This window comes from Arthrobacter sp. B055-34, assembly GCF_059090425.1.
On record NZ_JBNHFQ010000003.1, the window covers coordinates 398,369 to 416,308 of the forward strand.

General features: G+C 63.2%; 27 protein-coding genes. 19 read left to right on the forward strand and 8 right to left on the reverse strand.

Features of this window, described 5'->3' with window-relative positions:
- Positions 1-166 precede the first annotated feature (166 nt).
- The 13 genes from AC5RWO_RS07800 (at position 167) to AC5RWO_RS07860 (ending at position 7,455) form a co-directional block, all read left to right on the forward strand.
- A complete protein-coding gene (locus tag AC5RWO_RS07800; RefSeq protein WP_498730695.1) occupies positions 167-1,270 on the forward strand; it encodes a hypothetical protein in 1,104 nt (367 codons plus the stop codon).
- Positions 1,271-1,301: 31 nt separating this feature from the next.
- A complete protein-coding gene (locus AC5RWO_RS07805; RefSeq protein WP_498730696.1) occupies positions 1,302-2,612 on the forward strand; it encodes a sensor histidine kinase in 1,311 nt (436 codons plus the stop codon).
- A complete protein-coding gene (locus tag AC5RWO_RS07810; protein WP_498730697.1) occupies positions 2,609-3,271 on the forward strand; it encodes a response regulator in 663 nt (220 codons plus the stop codon). The genes AC5RWO_RS07805 and AC5RWO_RS07810 overlap by 4 nt, the downstream gene beginning before the upstream one ends.
- Positions 3,272-3,288: 17 nt before the next feature.
- Positions 3,289-3,477 (forward strand): hypothetical protein, encoded by a 189-nt coding sequence (locus AC5RWO_RS07815; protein ID WP_498730698.1) that lies wholly within the window; start codon positions 3,289-3,291, stop codon positions 3,475-3,477.
- Between the two features lie 160 nt (positions 3,478-3,637).
- Positions 3,638-3,895, forward strand: coding sequence for an Rv0909 family putative TA system antitoxin (locus AC5RWO_RS07820; RefSeq protein WP_498730700.1), 258 nt, complete (start codon positions 3,638-3,640; stop codon positions 3,893-3,895).
- Between the two features lie 231 nt (positions 3,896-4,126).
- Complete coding sequence (locus tag AC5RWO_RS07825; RefSeq protein ID WP_498730701.1) at positions 4,127-4,276, forward strand: hypothetical protein; 150 nt, start codon at positions 4,127-4,129, stop codon at positions 4,274-4,276.
- Positions 4,273-4,449, forward strand: a complete 177-nt coding sequence (locus AC5RWO_RS07830) for a hypothetical protein (RefSeq protein ID WP_498730702.1) — start codon at positions 4,273-4,275, stop codon at positions 4,447-4,449. The genes AC5RWO_RS07825 and AC5RWO_RS07830 overlap by 4 nt, the downstream gene beginning before the upstream one ends.
- A 2-nt stretch (positions 4,450-4,451) precedes the next feature.
- Positions 4,452-4,916 carry a DUF2243 domain-containing protein gene (locus tag AC5RWO_RS07835; protein ID WP_498730704.1) on the forward strand — a complete coding sequence of 155 codons (465 nt, stop codon included), beginning with the start codon at positions 4,452-4,454 and terminating at the stop codon, positions 4,914-4,916.
- Positions 4,909-5,703 carry a cytochrome c oxidase assembly protein gene (locus AC5RWO_RS07840; protein WP_498730705.1) on the forward strand — a complete coding sequence of 265 codons (795 nt, stop codon included), beginning with the start codon at positions 4,909-4,911 and terminating at the stop codon, positions 5,701-5,703. The genes AC5RWO_RS07835 and AC5RWO_RS07840 overlap by 8 nt, the downstream gene beginning before the upstream one ends.
- Positions 5,700-6,566 carry a phosphatase PAP2 family protein gene (locus tag AC5RWO_RS07845; protein WP_498730707.1) on the forward strand — a complete coding sequence of 289 codons (867 nt, stop codon included), beginning with the start codon at positions 5,700-5,702 and terminating at the stop codon, positions 6,564-6,566. Before AC5RWO_RS07840 ends, AC5RWO_RS07845 begins: the two co-directional genes overlap by 4 nt.
- A 30-nt stretch (positions 6,567-6,596) precedes the next feature.
- The gene (locus AC5RWO_RS07850) at positions 6,597-6,734 is read left to right on the forward strand and encodes a hypothetical protein (protein ID WP_498730708.1); all 138 of its coding nucleotides are present in this window, start codon (positions 6,597-6,599) and stop codon (positions 6,732-6,734) included.
- A 264-nt stretch (positions 6,735-6,998) separates the two neighbouring features.
- Positions 6,999-7,232: a DUF3072 domain-containing protein gene (locus AC5RWO_RS07855; RefSeq protein WP_498730710.1), complete on the forward strand. Its 234-nt coding sequence runs from the start codon at positions 6,999-7,001 to the stop codon at positions 7,230-7,232.
- 46 nt (positions 7,233-7,278) lie between these two features.
- Entirely contained in the window at positions 7,279-7,455 is a 177-nt protein-coding gene (locus AC5RWO_RS07860) for a hypothetical protein (RefSeq protein WP_498730711.1), read from the forward strand.
- Between the two features lie 27 nt (positions 7,456-7,482).
- Here AC5RWO_RS07860 and AC5RWO_RS07865 read toward each other — a convergent pair whose 3' ends face one another.
- Positions 7,483-7,764: a DUF3040 domain-containing protein gene (locus tag AC5RWO_RS07865; RefSeq protein ID WP_498730713.1), complete on the reverse strand. Its 282-nt coding sequence runs from the start codon at positions 7,762-7,764 to the stop codon at positions 7,483-7,485.
- 279 nt (positions 7,765-8,043) lie between these two features.
- Here AC5RWO_RS07865 and AC5RWO_RS07870 point away from each other — a divergent pair, with 279 nt between their 5' ends.
- Entirely contained in the window at positions 8,044-8,265 is a 222-nt protein-coding gene (locus AC5RWO_RS07870) for a hypothetical protein (RefSeq protein WP_498730715.1), read from the forward strand.
- A 14-nt stretch (positions 8,266-8,279) separates the two neighbouring features.
- Here AC5RWO_RS07870 and AC5RWO_RS07875 read toward each other — a convergent pair whose 3' ends face one another.
- The 6 genes from AC5RWO_RS07875 to AC5RWO_RS07900 form a co-directional block, all read right to left on the reverse strand.
- On the reverse strand, positions 8,280-8,708 hold the full coding sequence (locus tag AC5RWO_RS07875; RefSeq protein WP_498730716.1) for a hypothetical protein: 429 nt from the start codon (positions 8,706-8,708) through the stop codon (positions 8,280-8,282).
- A 90-nt stretch (positions 8,709-8,798) separates the two neighbouring features.
- The gene (locus AC5RWO_RS07880) at positions 8,799-9,263 is read right to left on the reverse strand and encodes a DUF4383 domain-containing protein (protein ID WP_498730717.1); all 465 of its coding nucleotides are present in this window, start codon (positions 9,261-9,263) and stop codon (positions 8,799-8,801) included.
- A 199-nt stretch (positions 9,264-9,462) separates the two neighbouring features.
- A complete protein-coding gene (locus AC5RWO_RS07885) occupies positions 9,463-10,170 on the reverse strand; it encodes an ANTAR domain-containing protein (RefSeq protein WP_498730719.1) in 708 nt (235 codons plus the stop codon).
- A gap of 49 nt (positions 10,171-10,219) precedes the next feature.
- Positions 10,220-13,054 (reverse strand): aconitate hydratase, encoded by a 2,835-nt coding sequence (locus AC5RWO_RS07890; protein ID WP_498730720.1) that lies wholly within the window; start codon positions 13,052-13,054, stop codon positions 10,220-10,222.
- A 174-nt stretch (positions 13,055-13,228) separates the two neighbouring features.
- Positions 13,229-13,432 (reverse strand): cold-shock protein, encoded by a 204-nt coding sequence (locus AC5RWO_RS07895; protein WP_169991850.1) that lies wholly within the window; start codon positions 13,430-13,432, stop codon positions 13,229-13,231.
- A 248-nt stretch (positions 13,433-13,680) separates the two neighbouring features.
- Positions 13,681-14,580 carry a glucose 1-dehydrogenase gene (locus tag AC5RWO_RS07900; RefSeq protein WP_498730722.1) on the reverse strand — a complete coding sequence of 300 codons (900 nt, stop codon included), beginning with the start codon at positions 14,578-14,580 and terminating at the stop codon, positions 13,681-13,683.
- 127 nt (positions 14,581-14,707) lie between these two features.
- On the opposite strand from AC5RWO_RS07900, the gene AC5RWO_RS07905 reads away from it, so the two are divergent.
- The 4 genes from AC5RWO_RS07905 to AC5RWO_RS07920 all read left to right on the forward strand — a co-directional run bounded on the left by AC5RWO_RS07905 (position 14,708) and on the right by AC5RWO_RS07920 (position 16,988).
- A complete protein-coding gene (locus AC5RWO_RS07905; RefSeq protein ID WP_498730723.1) occupies positions 14,708-15,127 on the forward strand; it encodes a MarR family winged helix-turn-helix transcriptional regulator in 420 nt (139 codons plus the stop codon).
- A 93-nt stretch (positions 15,128-15,220) separates the two neighbouring features.
- The gene (locus AC5RWO_RS07910; protein ID WP_498730724.1) at positions 15,221-15,622 is read left to right on the forward strand and encodes a ferritin family protein; all 402 of its coding nucleotides are present in this window, start codon (positions 15,221-15,223) and stop codon (positions 15,620-15,622) included.
- Positions 15,619-16,437 carry a family 1 encapsulin nanocompartment shell protein gene (locus tag AC5RWO_RS07915; RefSeq protein ID WP_498730726.1) on the forward strand — a complete coding sequence of 273 codons (819 nt, stop codon included), beginning with the start codon at positions 15,619-15,621 and terminating at the stop codon, positions 16,435-16,437. The genes AC5RWO_RS07910 and AC5RWO_RS07915 overlap by 4 nt, the downstream gene beginning before the upstream one ends.
- 146 nt (positions 16,438-16,583) lie before the next feature.
- Complete coding sequence (locus AC5RWO_RS07920) at positions 16,584-16,988, forward strand: DUF4440 domain-containing protein (RefSeq protein ID WP_498730727.1); 405 nt, start codon at positions 16,584-16,586, stop codon at positions 16,986-16,988.
- Here the strand turns inward: AC5RWO_RS07920 and AC5RWO_RS07925 are convergent.
- On the reverse strand, positions 16,985-17,287 hold the full coding sequence (locus tag AC5RWO_RS07925) for a DUF4193 domain-containing protein (RefSeq protein ID WP_074699648.1): 303 nt from the start codon (positions 17,285-17,287) through the stop codon (positions 16,985-16,987). The two genes, AC5RWO_RS07920 and AC5RWO_RS07925, sit on opposite strands and share 4 nt — an antisense overlap.
- A 304-nt stretch (positions 17,288-17,591) precedes the next feature.
- Here AC5RWO_RS07925 and AC5RWO_RS07930 point away from each other — a divergent pair, with 304 nt between their 5' ends.
- Positions 17,592-17,930 carry a DUF8129 domain-containing protein gene (locus AC5RWO_RS07930; protein WP_498730729.1) on the forward strand — a complete coding sequence of 113 codons (339 nt, stop codon included), beginning with the start codon at positions 17,592-17,594 and terminating at the stop codon, positions 17,928-17,930.
- The last annotated feature ends 10 nt before the right edge of the window (positions 17,931-17,940 follow it).

Below are 17,940 nucleotides of genomic sequence, written 5' to 3' on the forward strand. Positions count from 1 at the left end.
CTGCAAGGAGATATTGTCGGGGTCGGTACTGCCAGCATGGTGGACGCATCGGCTTAGTTCAAGGGCCGTCCCCGCTGCGCTTCGTCCTGGCAGTTCACCCGTTTGGGGGAGCAAGTCCGCTCCGCCGGGGGATCTTCCGCCGGCCCACCGCGGGAAGACTGAAGTCATGATTGCTCATTCAGCACCTTCACACCCCCTCAAAACCGACACCGACGGCGGCTTCATGACCCGGATGCCGCTGGCGACGGCGGCCGCGGCTTTCCTCTACGCGGGAATCGCAGGCCTCTTGTTGCTCAACGGCGACCGGCTGCCGCTGCAGGATCCGCGGATTCCCGCAGCCGTGGCGCCGTTGAACGGGCCGCTGGGCGACTTCCTCAACTACGCACTCCCGGCTCTGGCAGTTGCCGGCGGTCTCGTCGCATTCACGGTCCACGCCGCGCGCAGACCAGGCAGGATCTTGGCTATTTCAGCCACGGCCTTTGCCTGCATCTACACCGCGCTGGTCCTGCTGGTCATTGTGGACAGCCGGATCCTCACTCTGCTCGGTTATCTGCCGTACCTGGCCATCAACGCCGTCATGGATCCCGGCGTCCTGGCCGCGATGCCCGAGCAGGGCTGGCACGTTCTCCTGCACCAACTGGCGGCCGTTGCCGGCGTCGGGCTGTGGCTGCTAACCGCTGCAACGGCCGTCCGGAAACATTCCGGTGACTGCATTAGGTGCGGCCGCAAGCACGACGGCGAGGGCTGGCTTTCCGCTGCATCAGCAGGCAAATGGGGCATTCCCGTGACCATTGCCGCAGCAGCCATCCCGGCCGTTTATGCCATCATCAGGTTCGCTTGGGCGGCAGGAATTCCGCTGGGGATCAGCTCCGACTTTCTGCGCCGGATGCAGGAAAACGGCATGGTCTACGCCGGCCTCGGCCTGGCGTCCATGGCTTTGACCGGCGCACTCCTGACGTTGGGCCTGATCCAGAGCTGGGGTTCGGTCGTCCCAGGCTGGGTTCCGCTGCTGGGCGGACGCCGGGTTCCGATCCTGCTGGCCGTGCTTCCAGCGTCGTTCGTCGCCGTCGTTGTTGTACCGGCCGGGGCGGAACTTATCCGGCTTGCATTCAGCGGCACCACCGGCGGCATCCCCTTCGACTGGACCAATTGGGGAACCATCGGCCCGGCGGCGCTGTGGATCTTCTGGGGCCCGCTGCTGGGTGCGGCGGCACTCGCCTACTACCTCAAACGCCGCGGAACCTGCCGCCGGTGCGGACTGGGTAGCTGACCACGGAACGATATTAGGCAAGAATGGGCCCATGGCGGACTCCGGCCGGACACCGGCCAAACGGGCAGGGCAGGTCTTCAGGCACTTGGTGTTCATGATGATCGGCGCCCTGCTCGCCGTTCCCTACATCGCGGTCTTCATCTGGGGCACGCAGCTGGCTGGCTCGCCCGAAGCCGGCCCGTTGTCCGCCGTCGTCGCCTTTATCCTCCTGTTTCTGCTGCTCGCCGTTCCTGCCCTGTTGTCCGTCACGCGCGCCTTGGAACGCACCGCGGTGCGCGAATTGCTGGACGTCGAGCTGCCCGAGCCCATCGGTAGCACCGCGCACAATCGGCGGTGGCGCGGAGCAGCCTGGTACCTGGTGCATTTGATGGCCGGCGGACTCACCTTGGTCACGGCGGTGTTTGCCATTCCTGTCATAGTGACGCTGTCCGTTATGCCGCTGACCGGCCAGACCCGGGTTGCCGACCAGCTTGCCGCGGTCCTCTCCCCCTTCGCCGACAGTACGACGGCGGTGCTTTGGTCCCTGGCGCTGGGCGCCGGGGTCATGATCTTCACCATCCTGACGGGGATGGCACTGCGGCATTGGGCCGGCGTCATGCTGGGCCCGTCTCCCGCGGAGCGGCTGGCCCTGGAAGAACAGCGTGCGCGCGCCGATGCCCGACGGAATGAACTGGCCCGTGAACTGCACGATTCCGTGGGCCATGCTCTGACGGTCACCACCCTGCAGGCCACCGCGGCGCAATCGCTGCTGGCCCGGGATCCGGATGCCGCGGTACGGGCGATGCAGGCCGTGGCGGACACTGGCCGGGCCGCATTGGCTGAACTGGACCACGTCATCGGCATCCTGCGCGAACCGGTCCCCGGCGCCCACGCGCTGGGCGCCGGGGACCGTGCGCTGGACGGCGGGGCCGGTTCGCTGACAGAGTTGCCCGGTTATTTGGACGTGCTCGCCAGGCAAGGGCTGGAGATAGAGCGGAACTTCGACCCCCGCCGGTTGGACAGCCTTCCTCCCGCGATCTCCACCGCCGTGTTCAAAATCCTGCAGGAAGGACTGACCAACGTGCTCAAATATGCCAGCCCGCAGCAATGCACCCTCACGATCAGCGCGGACCCGCGGATGCTGCACCTGGACCTGAGCAATCCCGTCTCCGGCGTCCCGCAGCTTCGCGGCGGTGGACGCGGCCTGGCCGGCATCGCAGAACGCGCCCGGCTGGCCGGCGGCAGCGCGCAAACATCGCTGACCAAAGGCAGCTGGGCCCTGGTTGCCAGCTTCCCGCTGGACTCCGGGCAACCGAACAATGGGCAGCCTGATGGGGCGCAGCCGGTTCGGGGGCGCAGGTGAACGCACCGATCCGCATTCTCCTCGTCGATGACGAGCCATTGATCCGCTCCGGCCTGTCAGCCATCCTGTCCCTCGAGGACGACCTCGCCGTCGTCGGCGAGGCAGGCGACGGCGCCGAGGCCTGGACCGAAGTGCACCGGCTGGAACCCGACCTCGTCATGATGGATGTCAGAATGCCCAGGATGGACGGGATCCAGGCAACCAGGGCCCTGCTGGCCGGCGCGCAGGACCACAACGTCCCGCGGATCCTGATCCTCACCACCTTCGAAAGCGATGACTACGTCTTCGAGGCGCTCAAAGCGGGGGCTGACGGCTTCCTGCTGAAGCGTGCCAAACCGGAAGAACTGGTTCAGGCGGTCCGCGCGGTGGCACGCGGGGAATCCATCATGTATCCGGCGAAACTGCGCGAGCTTGTAGCCCTACATGGCAGCCGGGGACGGGATCTCATTGCCGACGCCGGCCTGAGCAGCCGCGAAACCGAGGTCCTGCGGCAGTTGGCCCAGGGGCACAACAATCAGGAGATCGCCAGCCTCCTGCACCTGGGCGTGGAGACGGTCAAGACGCATATCAGCTCGATCTTGGCCAAGCTCAACGTGCGTGACCGGACCCAGGCCGTGATCGTGGCCTACGAATCCGGCTTCGTGCATCCCGGCCGCTGACCATCTAGGGTATGGCCATGGACAGCATGATGGATAGCGGACCGGACGAGCGCGGGACAAGGGACACGGGCGAGGTGCCGGAGAAGCAACTGCACAGGTGGAAAGGTGAGGGCGGTGCATTGCCTCCAGAGTCCGATACGGACATCGAGAATGATCCCGAAGCCGGCTCCGGGTCGGAGCTGCGTCCGGAAGCAGACGACTCCTGAGACGGTGCTTTTCCAGAGCCGGGATCCAAAATCGTGCGACCTGGTATTTCGCTTTACACAGAAACTCCCCAGACTCTTTGTCTAGGATGTGGGGCTGGAGGACTGCGCATCCTGATGGAAGGGGTGCGTGGCGAAGAGGCAACGAAAGCAGGCATATCCCATGGCAGGATTTAGCAAGTTCGGCAAGATCGCCCAAGAGCTAGCACGCAACCCGAAGGTCAGGCAGGCGCTGCAGAACCCCAAGACAAAGCAGGCCGGAGCCAAACTGGTTGAGCGGGCCGCCGATGCCGCGGACAAAGCGACCAAGGGCAAGCACACTGACAAGATCCAGCGCGCCCGCCATGAAGCCAGGAAGCGACTCAATGGAGGGGACAACAACGGCCATCCCGGACTTGGTGGAAATAAGCCTTCAGCGTAGTCGAGCGTCGGCATAACATCACAGGTGCCGATTTGAGCTTGCCCTCGCCATAATAAGCATGCTTGGCTTTAGTTGTACCCAAATTTGGAAGGCACGAACGAAAGCATGATTGACAGACCGAACGCAGTACCGTCGACCTTTAGCGCACCTTCACCCGCACAGTTCCTTCCCGCGGACGTATCGCTGCTTCACACGATGCGAAACAGGGTGCACTGCCGCAGGCCAATGCAGGTGGTCGATGCCGATCGCCTCTCCGTCACCGAGCCTCTGCTGGTCGGGGCGGAACCTTCAGGTGCCGCAGTGCGCCCCGCCATGGCCGAGCCGCATCCGGTGACGACGTACCGCTGCGAATGCGGCTTCACCCTCGAGGAACTGTTGTGAACGATAAAGACCGCCCCGACAACATCCGCGATGAGCAGCAGACCCAGGCCGGGGGTGCGGTTCCCGCAGGCTACGTCGGCAGTGGGGACCCGGCAGCCGATCGCAAACCAGAGGACGCACTCGCCGAATCAACCGAGGAGCAAGATCCGCTGAAACGGAACCAGCAGGACTGAGCATGCGGACTCCTGCAGCCCGGCGGAGGAACGTCATTTCCGGGCTGCTCTTCGGGTTGGGCGTCATCGCCTTTCTGGACGAGGTGGTTTTCCACCAGCTCCTGCATTGGCATCATTTCTACGACCGCGGCACCACAGCGGCCGGACTCGTTTCGGACGGCCTGTTCCATGCCTTCAGCTGGTTCGCCACCATCGCCGGATTGTTCCTATTCGCCGATTTACGACGGCGACACGAGCTGCGCCGCCGGCTGTGGGCGGGTGCAGGGCTCATCGGGGCTGGAGCATTCCAACTGTACGACGGCCTGGTCCAGCACAAATTGCTGGGCCTGCATCAGATCCGCTACGACGTGGACCTGCTGCCCTACGACATTGGCTGGAATATTACCGCAGTCCTGGTGATGGTTGCCGGCGCGGTTCTGCTGTTCCGCGGCCGGGCCACCCGGGACAGTCTGGAGAACGATGCATGAGCACGGCGGCTTCCTGCTCGAAGCGGCGCTCTTCCTGCCGGCGCTGGTCGCAGTAGCCGCGTATCTCTTCTCGGCCGCTTCCCCACGGATAGCCGGAGGGTGGCCGAAGCGCCGCTCGGCCTGCTTCATTCTCGGCGTGGTCACCGCCGCTTCAACCTTTGTCGGCCCCTTCGCGGCGCTCAGCCATCAGGATTTCACCGCGAACGTCGGCGCCCATCTGCTGGCCGGTATGGTAGCGCCGTTGTTCCTTGTATTGTCCCGGCCGATCACCTTGGCGTTGCGCACGCTGGAGGTTGTTCCGGCCCGGCGGCTGTCCGCGCTGCTCAAAAGCAAGCCCGCACGTGTTCTGGCCGATCCATCCGTTGCCGCGGTGCTGAATGTGGGCGGCATGTGGATGATGTACCGGACGGACCTTTACCAGGGCATGCAGGGCTCCATCCTCATCCACTGGCTGGTCATGGGCCACGTGCTGGCCGCCGGCTACCTTTTTACCGCAGCCTTGGTGGGACGGGACCCGGCTCCGCATCGTCCGAAGCATGGCTACCGGTGCGCGGTGCTGGTCGCGACCATCGCTGCACACAACGTATTGGCCAAGAGCCTGTACGCCATGCCGCCAGCCGGAGTCCCTACCAGCCAGGCAGAAACCGGAGGCCAACTCATGTATTACGCCGGCGGCGCGGTTGAACTGGCGCTCATTATCCTGCTGTGGCACCAGTGGTACCGCACCGGCGCACGCAAGGTTCCTGCCGCCGTCGTCCGCAGTTCCAGCATAGGGCCGGCAGCATGACACCCGAGCGGCACAAGCCGCCGGAGCTGGCAGAGGATCGTTTTGTCGGCAGCAAGGATCTCACGCGGTGGAAGACGCCGGTAGGACGGTTTCTCGCCCGCGCGATGGAATGGGCCAGCCGCCTGCTCGGTCCATATACCGCGCTCATCATCACGCATGCGGCCGGTGCCATCATTGCCACCGCGCTGACTGCACTTTCGGCCGAAGTGTATGAAGCCGTGGCCGAATCCGACGGCGTCGCCGTGCTGGACCAACCACTATTGGACACGGCTGTGACCCTGCGGTCGCCAGAAGCCAACGCGGCGATGACGGCCTTCACGAATCTCGGCGGCGGCATCGGCATGACGGTTCTGGCAGCCCTGGCGCTTCTCGCGCTGACGCTTCAGCGAAGATCCTGGACGCCCCTGGTTCTCATGGTCGCGGCGGCCGGCGGTTCCCTGTTGATGACCATTGCCGGGAAACAGCTGATCGGGCGCATCCGGCCGCCGCTTTCCTCAGCGGTGGCGCCCTTCGAGCATTCGCCGTCCTTTCCCAGCGGCCACTCGCTCAACTCGATCGTCATCGCCGGCATCGTCGCCTACCTGTTGGTTCTGAGGCAGAGTTCAAAGCGTGCCCGTATGTTGACCATTGCGGGCGCCGCACTTTTCGCCCTCGCCATGGGGCTGAGCCGGGTCTTCCTGGGCCACCATTGGTTTACTGATGTCCTGGTCGCCTGGACGCTGGGCATTGCCTGGCTTGCCGCCGTCATCACAATCCACCGGCTGTTCCTGACCGTCCGGTACCGCAGGGCGCGCGGCGGACCGGCAGGGGTGGAACTGGTTCCGGCGCGGGAGTACGGTGGAAGCATCAGCCCGCCCACGTGAGACGGGCGCGCCCGCTGGAGGACAGCAGCCATGACAACACCAGTATTTCCGCAGGAGAACGACCGCCGGCACAGCGAAGATGCTGTCGAAGGGGAGCTGGAGCAGATCCCGTACGTCGCCCATCCGCATTCACAGGACGCCGCGGAGGGCCCCGACGCCGACGATTAACAGCGGATCAGGGCCCAAACAGGTAGGCCGATTCCCGCTGTCCCGGTGACAGGCTCCGCGCCCGGTGGGAGCATGGGGAAGTATGGCATGGACGGAAACGAACCAGAGGAATCCGAGCGGCAAGACATTCTTCGGCCAGCCGCGCATGCTGGCCAAGCTGTTCAGCGTTGAACTCCGGGAGCGCTTCTCTTTCCAGGGCATGCGCATTGTCGTCCTGCTGTACGAATACTTCGCGCACGCGCAACAGCGAGATTGGAGCCTCCCGTGGCAGAAGAAACCCTCGGCAGCCCGACGCCGGAATCCGGCGGGGACATCAACAGGAACCCGGAGGAATGGGTCACCGGCGATGAACCGATGACCGACGCCCAACGCAGCTACCTGGACACGCTCGCCCGCGAGGCCGGAGAGGAACTGCCCGCCAATCTGACCAAGGCCGAAGCCTCGGAGCACATCGACCGGCTGCAGAAATCAAGCAGCCGGCTTTCGAAGGACCAGTAACCAACCACCGGACCCCGCACCGCGGGCACCGCAACCGGAGGAAACCATGACGGAGACCGAGTCCGGCAACGAACCCCGCGAGCACAGCGAGATGCCAGCCGAAGGCGAACGCCCGCAGCGGCCCACCGATTCCGGCCAGCACCCGCAGGCACCAGCCGAGGGCGTTGACACCGAACAAGGCCAAAGGCCGGACGAGCCGGACGCGGACTCCGCAAAGGCCTGACGGATTCCTGAGCGAACCCGAAAGAGATTACATTCTTCTGAGTTTCCTGCTGCCGGGATTCTCTGCCCAGTACAAACCGGCCGCGACGAACAGCAGGCCGACAACGGCCGCTCCGACGAAGCTGGCGTAAGCTCCCCACAGCACCGCAGTCGCTCCGCAAAGCACCAGCAGCCAGCCGGATACAAGGGTGCGGTGGGGAACGGCCGGAGCCGGAGCGAGGGACAAGGTTTGCACCAGGGCCGGATCATCCGCCCTGAGCTGCTGCTCAAGCAGGAACAGCTGTTGACGCTCGTAGTCAGAAAGCGTCATGGTCGTCTCCGACTTCTGCAAAGTCGAGACGTACGCATCGTTGCGTGTGGTACTTCATTGGCTTCTCTCCCATTAGAGGCCGATGACCAAGCTTTTGGTCGGAATAAGAGTACGAAAATTCACCCCGCGGAGCAACGGACATCGCCATGCGTCGAAGCCGCGTAACAAAACTCATTCCGGCCGGTCCCGGAAGAGCCCTTGGCAGGCTTGTTGGGCCTGCCTAGGCTGGGAGTGCAGGCCCAACCGCAGACCACTCAGCCGAAGGAAAGAAGGCAGAACATGTCTGAAGAAAACCCGAATACCGAGGCCCCCAACAACGCATCGGACGGGATTATTGGCAACCAGGACGACACAGAAGGCGGAGCCCGCCGGCTTGAGCAGGACGAGGACCGCGCGCACGGCGGAGATCCGGAGAAGGCGGAAGAGCTGGAAAAGAAGGCCTTCGGCGATACCGACAACGACGGCGACGGGGACGCGCCCTACGTGCAGTTCCCTGGCTAGCTGAAGCCGCCTGTCTAAGACGGGACATCCAGAATGGAAGCCGGGCCGATCCGCCGTCGTTGGTCGATCGGCCTGGCGGGACAGTCGTAGCGTTCGACCATCAGATCCTTCGCCCAGGCCCGCAGCCACATTGCTTCCACAACCGCATCGAGCAGATACACACCGCTGATCCGCCCGGTGCCGCCGTAGACCAGATCGACCGCGGCGAAAGTCCCCGCCGTTCCCACCCCGATTCGCCGGGCTGCGGCCAGTCCTTCCGGTGACGTCCGGCCGCGCAGCTGGGCATAGCCCGCGCCGACCGCCAGGCCGCCCACGCATTTGACCAGCCAGGCGTCAACTTTAGGCCCTGACACCGTCTCGAAACTGCGGTAGTGCAGCAACGGCCAGAGACCTGCCGCCATGTTGAACAGGCCATGGGCCACCGCCAGCCGGGATCTCTTCATGATGCACCTTTCGCCGGCCAGCAAGAAGTGATGGCAGCACCGTCAGCACTGCCATCACTTCGGAGCGGCTCCGCTTGTTCTTCGATGGGACTAGGTGTGCCGGACGGTTGAGCGGTTGCGGGTGAGCAGGACGCCGAGGGCAATCATGGCAACCCCCAGGACGAAGTGCAGCCAGTTGTCCGCGGTATTGACCGGGACGAAATTGGCGGCGGTTTCGTGTCCGATGATCAAGCCGTACAGCCACAGGACCAGGTATATGGCCCCGCCCCAGATCAGGTAGTTGCGGGCGCCCGAAATACTCTTCGCCATGGCAATGCCGCCGATGCCGAAGAGCAGGTGGACGATGTTATGGAGAATGGAGACCTGGAAAACGCCTAGAAGCATGGACTCCGATTCATGGCCGGCGAAGGACATCTGGTCGTAGTTGGTCGTGATGCCGGGGATAAACCCCAGAATGCCGACCAACAGGAATACGGCTCCGACGGCCATGGCGGCCTTCTGCACGTTGGTTTTTTCGTTGCCGCGGGCTTCAACGCGGCCTGATGATGCGGTCATTGCGTCGTTCCAATCTGTCCTGTTGCGGTCTGGCTTGACCGCAATGTTTGATTCACGCCGAGCTACGCTCTCCCCTAATGCTAAGGCAACTTAGTATTTTTGTGGAGAAACGACCATAACATTCAGGGCACGGATTTCCAGGGCACCGCTGGGCAGGCCAGAGAAAGATGCAGGCCCAAGTCCTTCACCGGACCAGAACCTACGGGTCGAAGTGTGTGGCGGGATCGCTTTGCCCGGTTGACGCGACTATGCCGGCGGCTATGTCGCGGAGTTTGATGTTCCGGCTGCTCGAGGCGGACCGCAGGATCTCGAAGGCCCTGTCCTGGCTGCAGCGGTTCTGCCCCATGATGATGCCGACGGCGACGTCTATCGTCGTACGGGACTCCATTGCCGCTTTGAGATGGGCCGCTGTTTCGGCCTGCTGGGTAAGGCGCACAGACAAGGACAAGCCCTTGGAAGCCTGTCCCGCGAACGTCTCCGCTGCCTGTATCGCCTCTTCGTCGAAATTATCGACTACGTGCGAATACAGATTGAGCCCGGCATTTGCGTCCCCGTCCAAGGGTATCGGGACCGCCAGCACCGAGCGGATCCCGTGCTGTAGCACTGCGTCCGCATAGTCATGCCAACGGTCGTCCGATTCAATGTCGGCTACATAGATTGTTTCCTTGAGCCTAGCGGCGCGAAGGCAGGGTCCGTCCCCGAACTGGTACTGGATTTCATCCATGTTCTTGGCGTGTTCGCTGCTGCTGGCAACGGTTGCGGCCGATTTCCGCCGCAGGAGCGTCACACCACAGAGGATCTCTGATTCCGATCCGGACAAGCTCTTGGCGGCGAAACGCGCGAATTCGTTGAGGAACTCCCCAACATCTTCGCTGTCCAGCACGAGGTCCTGAAGATACTCATGCACGGAGAAATCCTCAGTCCCATGGTCCTTGTTGTCTCCGTCCACGGCAGACTTACCCCGCCAGTTGGCGCAGGACGTACTGCAGGATGCCGCCGTGCCGGTAGTAGTCGGCCTCACCCGGAGTATCGATGCGCAGGTCGGCGTCGAACTCTCTGGTTGTCCCGTCCTCGGCCGTGGCTGTCACCCGGACGGTCCTCGGCGTCGAGCCGTTGTTGAGCTCCGTGACACCCTCGATGGCAAACGTCTCGGTGCCTGTCAGGCCCAGCGACTCCGCGGTCTCCCCCTTGGGGAACTGCAGCGGGAGTACGCCCATGCCGATCAGGTTGGAACGGTGGATCCGCTCGAAGCTTTCGGCGATGACGGCCTTCACCCCCAGCAGCGCAGTGCCCTTGGCGGCCCAGTCGCGTGAGGAACCGGACCCGTACTCCTTGCCGGCCAGGACTACCAGCGGCGTGCCGGCAGCCTGGTAGTTCATCGAGGCTTCGTAAACGGAGGCCTGTGGCGCGCCGTCCTGGCTGAAGTCCCGGGTGAACCCGCCTTCGACGCCGTCCAGCAACTGGTTCTTGATGCGGATGTTGGCGAAGGTACCGCGGATCATCACCTCGTGGTTGCCGCGGCGGGAGCCGTACGAGTTGAAGTCCTTGCGCTGCACGCCGTGCTCGAGCAGGTACTTGCCCGCCGGAGTATCCGACTTGAAGGACCCCGCGGGAGAGATGTGGTCCGTGGTTACCGAATCGCCGAGTTTGAGCAGGACCCGGGCCCCGGCCACATCTTCCACCGGCTGGGGCTCGGCCTGCATGCCCTCGAAGTACGGTGGCTTGCGCACATAGGTGGACTGCTCGTCCCAGGCGAAGGTCGCGCCCTCCGGCGTGGGCAGCGAACGCCAGCGCTCGTCGCCGTCGAAAATCGTGCTGTAACTGGACGTGAACATGTCTTCGTCGATCGAGGAATCGATAATGCGCTGGACCTCCAGCGGGTCGGGCCAGATGTCCTTGAGGAAAACATCCTTGCCGTCCTCGTCCTGGCCCAGCGGATCGTCCTCGAAGTCGAAGTCCATGGTGCCGGCCAGCGCGTAGGCGACCACCAGCGGCGGCGAGGCCAGGTAGTTCATCTTTACGTCCGGGTTGATCCGGCCTTCAAAGTTGCGGTTTCCGGAGAGGACAGCGGAAACGGCCAGGTCATTGTCGGCGATGGCCTGCGAGATCTCCTCTTCGAGCGGGCCTGAGTTGCCGATGCAGGTGGTGCAGCCGTAGCCCACCAGATAGAAGCCCAGCTTCTCCAGGTACGGCGTCAGCCCGGATTTCTCGTAGTAGTCGGTGACCACTTTGGAGCCCGGCGCCACCGAAGTTTTGACCCAAGGCTTGGAGGCCAGCCCCTTCTGCACAGCATTCCGTGCCAGCACTGCGGCGGCAAGCATGACGGACGGATTCGAGGTGTTGGTGCAGGAGGTGATGGACGCGATGCTCACGGCGCCGTGGTCCAGTTCGAACCGACGGCCGTCCGGCATCGATACCTCCACCGGATTGTGCGCGCTGCCCGAATCCGGGTCCGTCCGGGTCACGGTCAGGTGCGGGGCGTTCTTGACCTTGCTGCCGGCCTCCGTGTAGGTGGGCGGGTCCGATGCCGGGAAAGATTCCTCCACAGCCTCGTCCACAGTAGCGCCCTGGGCTTCAACACTCTGGTGGACGTAGTTTTCCAGGTCCCGGTGGAACTGGGCCTTGGCGTTGGTCAGCGACACCCGGTCCTGCGGGCGCTTGGGGCCGGCGATGGACGGCACCACGGTGGACAGGTCCAGTTCCAGGTACTCCGAATACTTCACTTCCTTGGCGGGGTCGTGCCACAGCCCCTGTTCCTTGGTGTAGGCCTCCACCAGGGCAACGTCGTCGTCGGAACGCCCGGTCAGGCGCAGGTACTCCAGCGTCACGTCGTCGATCGGGAACATCGCCGCCGTCGACCCGAATTCCGGACTCATGTTGCCGATGGTGGCGCGGTTGGCCAGCGGGACTGCGGCAACGCCTTCGCCGTAGAACTCCACGAACTTCCCGACGACGCCGTGGTCGCGGAGCATCTCGGTGATGGTGAGGACAACGTCCGTGGCGGTGGCACCGGCAGGAATCTCACCGGTCAGCTTGAAGCCGACAACCCGCGGAATCAACATGGACACGGGCTGGCCCAGCATGGCAGCCTCGGCCTCGATGCCGCCGACACCCCAGCCGAGCACGCCGAGCCCGTTGATCATGGTGGTGTGCGAGTCCGTGCCCACACAGGTATCCGGGTAGGCGCGCAACACAGTGCCGTTTCCGGTCTCCACCTCGCGCGTCATTACCGTGCGGGCCAGATACTCCAGGTTGACCTGGTGGACAATGCCCATGCCCGGCGGCACTACCTTGAAATCATCGAAAGCCGTCTGGCCCCAGCGCAGGAACTGGTAGCGCTCGCCGTTACGCTCGTACTCAATCTCAATGTTGCGCTCCAAGGCACTGGAGTTGCCGAACACGTCGATCTGGACCGAGTGGTCGATGACCAGTTCCGCCGGTGCCAGCGGATTGACTTTCTTGGGGTCGCCGCCGAGTACTTCCAGCGCCTCGCGCATTGTCGCCAGGTCCACCACACAGGGAACGCCGGTGAAATCCTGCATGATCACACGCGCCGGGGTGAACTGGATTTCCGTGCTGGGTTCCGCTTCCGGATCCCACTGGGCCAAAGCCCGGACATGGTCCGCGGTGATGTTGGCGCCATCCTCGGTCCGGAGCAGGTTCTCCAGCAGGACTTTGAGGCTGAACGGCAGCCGGTCGGCGCCGTCCACGGCACTGAGCCGGAAGATTTCATAGTCGGTTCCGGCGGCGTTCAACGTGCCTTGTGCACCGAAAGTATTTACAGAAGTCATGGCCTAGATTCCCTTCGACAGCGATGGGCAGACTTACAGCTAGGCTATGGCTCCTGCCCAGTTTTGTACACGGGGACGGGAAGACGGCAACCGACTCAGCCGGTGGTTAAAAGAAGCAGGGCGGGAAATTCTTCCCGCCCTGCTTGCCGGTCCTAGGACCTCAAATCACAAAAATTATGCAACCTGGATGTTGACAGCCTGGGGGCCCTTGGGGCCCTGCTCGGTCTCAAAGCTGACCTTCTGGTTCTCGTCGAGAGAACGGTAGCCGCCCGAGTTGATAGCGGAGAAGTGGGCGAAAACGTCGGCGCTGCCGTCTTCGGGCTCGATGAAGCCGAAGCCCTTTTCAGCGTTGAACCATTTCACGGTACCTGTAGCCATTTTTATTCATCCTTCTGAGATTGAAACTCATCCCGACTGTCGGGGAGTTTCAGTCGCGGCGTTCTTTTCCCGCTTCTACAGAAAGAGCGGCTGGCCCAGATGGGTTCGCCGCTCAGAATACAAAATGCGCAACACAACAACTTCCTTCACTGTACACGGGTTTGGGAGCAGCGCTGACCACCGCCCCACGGCCGGAAGAAAGGTGGGCCTGGTCGCGTTCCCGGCCCACAGACGTCGTGCCTCTGCCCTTAGGCCAGATGCATGCCGCCAGTCACCCCAATGATCTCGCCGGAGACGTAGCGGGCATCGTTGGAGGCGAGGAAGACAAATGCGCCGGCCACTTCGGCCGGCTGACCAGCCCGACCCAAGGGCGTGCTGTCGCCGAAGGAGGCCAGCTTCTTCGGCGTTGTAGTTGCAGGCTGCAGGGGCGTCCAGATAGGACCGGGCGCAACGGCATTGACCCGGATCCCCTTCTCCCCCAGCAGCTCGGCCAGGCTGAAAGTCAAGTTGTTCAGCGCTGCTTTCGTGGCCGCGTAATCCATCAGGCTTGTGGAGGGATGGTGTCCCTGGATGGAGGTGGTGTTGATGATGACCGAGCCGGGCCTCAAATGCGGCAGCGCGGCCTGGATCATCCAGAACGTGCCGTAGACATTGGTTTCAAAAGTCCGGCGCAACTGGTCCGGCGTAATATCCTCGATGCCGTTGGGCTGGCCCAGGTGATAGCCGGCGTTGTTGACCAGGATGTCCAGGCCGCCCAGCTCGTCGATCGTCTCGGATACGGCGGACTTCGCATAGTCCTCGTCGCGCACGTCGCCCGGGACGCCCAGTGCGGTGCGACCTTCGGCCAGGATCAGGTCCAGACAGTTCTGGCCGTCTTCCTCCTCTTCCCGGAGGTAGGAAATAGCGACGTCGGCGCCCTCCCGCGCGAACGCGAGGGCAACCGCACGGCCGATGCCTGAGTCGCCGCCGGTGATGAGCGCCTTCTTGCCCTTCAAACGGTCATTTCCCTTGTAGCTGTCTTCGCCGTGGTCGGGCCGCGGCTCCATCTCCTCGGTAAACCCCGGGTAATCCTGGGTCTCGGTGGACACATCCACGGCCGGCTCCCGCGGGTTTTCCTTGTCCAGCGTCTCCTGCGGCTCATTGCTCATGCGGTCCTCCTCGATGGGTACGCCTTCACGCTATAAGCCGACCCGCACCCCAGCAAGGCTAACGACGGCGGGAGGCATCGCCGTCGTTAGCCTTTGGGGTCTTGACGTGGCTTTGTATGGTGGGGACATGGCTGCTAATCGACCCATTGGATTCTGGCTCAGACTAGTTGACGGACTGATCAACGAGCAGTTCGACGCGACTGTGGAGGAACATGGCGTGACCCGCCGGCAATGGCAGATCATGAATGTGCTGGCGGAGGCCCCCGCCACGGCCGCGGAGCTGAACGAATCGCTCAAGCCGTTCTTCAGCCAGACCGCCGAAGAGTCCTCGGCCGAGCATTTGGACGAACTGCTGGAAAGCAATTGGATCACCGACGACGACGGCAAATACTCGCTGACCGAGCTGGGACGCAACAGCCTGGCACTGCTGGGCGATGTGGTGGACCGGAACCGCAAACAGGTCACCGAAGGCATTTCCGATCAGGAGTATTCCGCCACCATCGACGTGCTGCAACGGATGGCGCGGAACCTCGGCTGGGAAGGCTAGCATTCGGGCAATTCCGGGGTAGTCATGGCCGGGCCGCGCCGATAGGCTGGCAAGTGAGCAAAGATTCCGCAGACACTCGTCGAAGGATCGCTGATGGGCTTTGACCAATACCATGAGCCGGCAGGAGAACTCTCTGCCGAGACACGTACCTTTGCCCGGATGTGCGCCAACCTCACCGAGGAAGCCGAGGCCATCGGCTGGTACGAGCAGCGCATTTCGGTGGAGCCTGACGCCGCCGCCCGGAACATCATGAACAACTCTCTTACCGAGGAATACAAGCACTTCAGCATGGAGCTTGAGCATCTCTTCCGGGCCAAGCCCGTGTGGCGGGAGATTGCCCGCGGAATCCTCTTCCGGGACGGGGATATTGTCGCGAATGGCGAAGCCGCCGAAAAGGCCGGCTCTGAAGGTAGCGGAGCCAGCGCCGTGCAGCCGACGACGGCGGCTTCGGATCCGTCCTTGGGAATCGGCAGCCTGAAGGAGTCACGACCATGACGATGAACCATCTCCTGCGCGAACACGCCCCGATTACAGACGGGGGCTGGCGGCTGCTCGATACCGAGGCCAAGCAGCGATTGACCGTTGCCCTCGGTGCAAGGAAGCTTGTCGATTTCTTTGGGCCGCTCGGCTGGGACTACTCGGCCACCAACGTGGGCAGGACAGAGCCCCTGCCAGGTATCGATGACCACGGCATTGCTGCCCGCAGACGCCGGGTCCTGCCATTGGTCGAAATGCGCGCGGAATTCAATGTTTCCCGCTCCGAACTGCTGGACAATGACCGCGGCGCAGTGGACGTGGATCTGAGCAGCCTGCACGAGGCTGCCCATCGAATAGCCAGTGCGGAGAACGTTGCGGTCTTCCACGGCTGGGAGCAGGCGGGCATCGAGGGGATTACCGAAGCCAGTCCACATCCGCCGGTCCCCCGGGTGGAAGATTTCAACGACTATCCAAAGCGCATTGCCAAGGCTGTCGCGGTGTTGCTGAAGGCGGGCATCGGTGGCCCCTTCGGTCTGGCTCTCGGACCGGGCCACTACACAGCCGTGGTCGAGACAGCCGAACGCGGCGGCTACCTGCTGTCCGAGCATCTTCGCCGGATCCTTGAAGGACCCATCGTGTGGGCACCCGGGGTTCGCGGTGCAGTGGTGATGAGTCTGCGCGGCGGCGACTTTCTGTTCGAGTCCGGGCAGGATCTCTCCGTGGGCTATGACCATCACGACGCCGATAACGTCCACCTCTATCTTGAGCAGTCCTTCAGTTTCAGGGTGGCGACGCCGGAAGCAGCCATCCATCTGACGAGTGCAAACGACTAACTGCTTGCCTGTTTGTCAGGCTGGCCGGTACACGTTCGTCAACCATGCCTTTGTAGCTGCGGAGCGTGGCGCGATGGGGGTCATCGAAGTGGTTGACTAGCGGGTTCCGCTGGTGTGTGCTGGCACTACCGGATCTAGGGGGAGCCATGGATGCCAGCGACGAACTGATCGAACTGGAAGAGCGCGGCTGGATTGCCTTGTCATCCGGAGGTCAGACGGCGGCCGAGTTCTATCAGGCGATACTGGACGCGGAGGTGGTGATGTTGCTGCCCGGCGGGATGCGCCTGACGGACCGGAGTCTGACCATCGAGGCCATGAGCGGCGCGCCCTGGTCGGACTTCCGGCTCGAAGTCCCCCAGGTCTTGTGGCCCACCGCGGAGACAGCCGTCATAACCTACGGCGTCACCGCCCATCGCGACGGCCAGCCGGAATATTCGGCTCTTGTCAGCACCCTGTATGTCCGGCGGGACGACGGCTGGAAAGTGTCCTTCCACCAACAAACCCCGCGCTCTAAGCACGGGGTTTGGGGTGATTCGCAGGAAGCTGTTTAGCCTTCGCAATCGCGGCAGTATAGTTCGCCGTTCTTTTCGCGGGCTACCTGGCTGCGGTGGCGGACCAGGAAGCAGGACGAGCAGGTGAATTCGTCTTCACGTGCCGGAACGACCTGGACAACAAGCTCTTCGCCGGAAAGATCGGCGCCGGGCAGATCAATGCCCTCAGCGGTATCCGAGTCCTCGACGTCAATGAGCGCGGTCTTTGCACCACCGGAGCGCTGCGCCTGCAGCGCTTCCAGAGACTCGTTGCTCTGGTCGTCGTCCTTGTTGCGGGGTGCGTCGTAATCGGTTGCCATGCGGGTTTAGTGCTCCTGATGGTATTGGGGTTTTGACCTATATGTGAGCGCCCATTTTAGCTGTTCGGGCGAAAATTTCAACATCGCCTGCACAACGAACTGAACGCGTGAATAATTCCCGCATGTTTTAGTGCCATTCGGGGCCTCCGGCAACTCCCCTCAACCGCCGGGACCAAGGTAGCTTATACCCTTACTTTCGGCCCGGCACGCTGTTAGGTTATAGAAACCTCCGCCACGGTCTTGCCTCACGGACCAGCGGCGGCGGGGAACGATTCATTCCGGTGTCCACGACTCAGGAGGAAGTATGAACGACTCCCCCAAGCATGACGAACTGCCCTTGCCCGACTATGACCATATCCCCCTCGGCACGTTGCCAACACGGATTACGGCTCTGGACGAGGAGGGTGTGAGCACGTTACTGGCCTACGAGCGCGAGCACGGCAACCGACTGCCGGTCACCCAGGTCCTCGAACAACGGATCGAGGCATTGCGGAACGGCGCAGAACCCAGTGGTTCCGTGGCACAGGATCTGCCGGAAGTGACCCGGCATCAGACAGGGTCACCCGTATCGCCAGCCACGTCTGGGCCGCCCGTGAATCCCCCGTCACAGGGAGATCCGTCCAATCCCGCACAGCCTCGCTGACCAACTAGGC

Excerpts from the sequence above, each read along its gene's own strand:
- AC5RWO_RS07800 (WP_498730695.1), top strand. The coding sequence starts at position 167 with ATGATTGCTCATTCAGCACCTTCACACCCCCTCAAAACCGACACCGAC.
- AC5RWO_RS07805 (WP_498730696.1), top strand. The coding sequence starts at position 1,302 with ATGGCGGACTCCGGCCGGACACCGGCCAAACGGGCAGGGCAGGTCTTC.
- AC5RWO_RS07815 (WP_498730698.1), top strand. The coding sequence starts at position 3,289 with ATGGACAGCATGATGGATAGCGGACCGGACGAGCGCGGGACAAGGGAC.
- AC5RWO_RS07820 (WP_498730700.1), top strand. The coding sequence starts at position 3,638 with ATGGCAGGATTTAGCAAGTTCGGCAAGATCGCCCAAGAGCTAGCACGC.
- AC5RWO_RS07835 (WP_498730704.1), top strand. The coding sequence starts at position 4,452 with ATGCGGACTCCTGCAGCCCGGCGGAGGAACGTCATTTCCGGGCTGCTC.
- AC5RWO_RS07840 (WP_498730705.1), top strand. The coding sequence starts at position 4,909 with ATGCATGAGCACGGCGGCTTCCTGCTCGAAGCGGCGCTCTTCCTGCCG.
- AC5RWO_RS07845 (WP_498730707.1), top strand. The coding sequence starts at position 5,700 with ATGACACCCGAGCGGCACAAGCCGCCGGAGCTGGCAGAGGATCGTTTT.
- AC5RWO_RS07850 (WP_498730708.1), top strand. The coding sequence starts at position 6,597 with ATGACAACACCAGTATTTCCGCAGGAGAACGACCGCCGGCACAGCGAA.
- AC5RWO_RS07860 (WP_498730711.1), top strand. The coding sequence starts at position 7,279 with ATGACGGAGACCGAGTCCGGCAACGAACCCCGCGAGCACAGCGAGATG.
- AC5RWO_RS07865 (WP_498730713.1), bottom strand. The coding sequence starts at position 7,764 with ATGACGCTTTCTGACTACGAGCGTCAACAGCTGTTCCTGCTTGAGCAG.
- AC5RWO_RS07870 (WP_498730715.1), top strand. The coding sequence starts at position 8,044 with ATGTCTGAAGAAAACCCGAATACCGAGGCCCCCAACAACGCATCGGAC.
- AC5RWO_RS07875 (WP_498730716.1), bottom strand. The coding sequence starts at position 8,708 with ATGAAGAGATCCCGGCTGGCGGTGGCCCATGGCCTGTTCAACATGGCG.
- AC5RWO_RS07880 (WP_498730717.1), bottom strand. The coding sequence starts at position 9,263 with ATGACCGCATCATCAGGCCGCGTTGAAGCCCGCGGCAACGAAAAAACC.
- AC5RWO_RS07890 (WP_498730720.1), bottom strand. The coding sequence starts at position 13,054 with ATGACTTCTGTAAATACTTTCGGTGCACAAGGCACGTTGAACGCCGCC.
- AC5RWO_RS07895 (WP_169991850.1), bottom strand. The coding sequence starts at position 13,432 with ATGGCTACAGGTACCGTGAAATGGTTCAACGCTGAAAAGGGCTTCGGC.
- AC5RWO_RS07900 (WP_498730722.1), bottom strand. The coding sequence starts at position 14,580 with ATGAGCAATGAGCCGCAGGAGACGCTGGACAAGGAAAACCCGCGGGAG.
- AC5RWO_RS07905 (WP_498730723.1), top strand. The coding sequence starts at position 14,708 with ATGGCTGCTAATCGACCCATTGGATTCTGGCTCAGACTAGTTGACGGA.
- AC5RWO_RS07910 (WP_498730724.1), top strand. The coding sequence starts at position 15,221 with ATGGGCTTTGACCAATACCATGAGCCGGCAGGAGAACTCTCTGCCGAG.
- AC5RWO_RS07915 (WP_498730726.1), top strand. The coding sequence starts at position 15,619 with ATGACGATGAACCATCTCCTGCGCGAACACGCCCCGATTACAGACGGG.
- AC5RWO_RS07920 (WP_498730727.1), top strand. The coding sequence starts at position 16,584 with ATGGATGCCAGCGACGAACTGATCGAACTGGAAGAGCGCGGCTGGATT.
- AC5RWO_RS07925 (WP_074699648.1), bottom strand. The coding sequence starts at position 17,287 with ATGGCAACCGATTACGACGCACCCCGCAACAAGGACGACGACCAGAGC.
- AC5RWO_RS07930 (WP_498730729.1), top strand. The coding sequence starts at position 17,592 with ATGAACGACTCCCCCAAGCATGACGAACTGCCCTTGCCCGACTATGAC.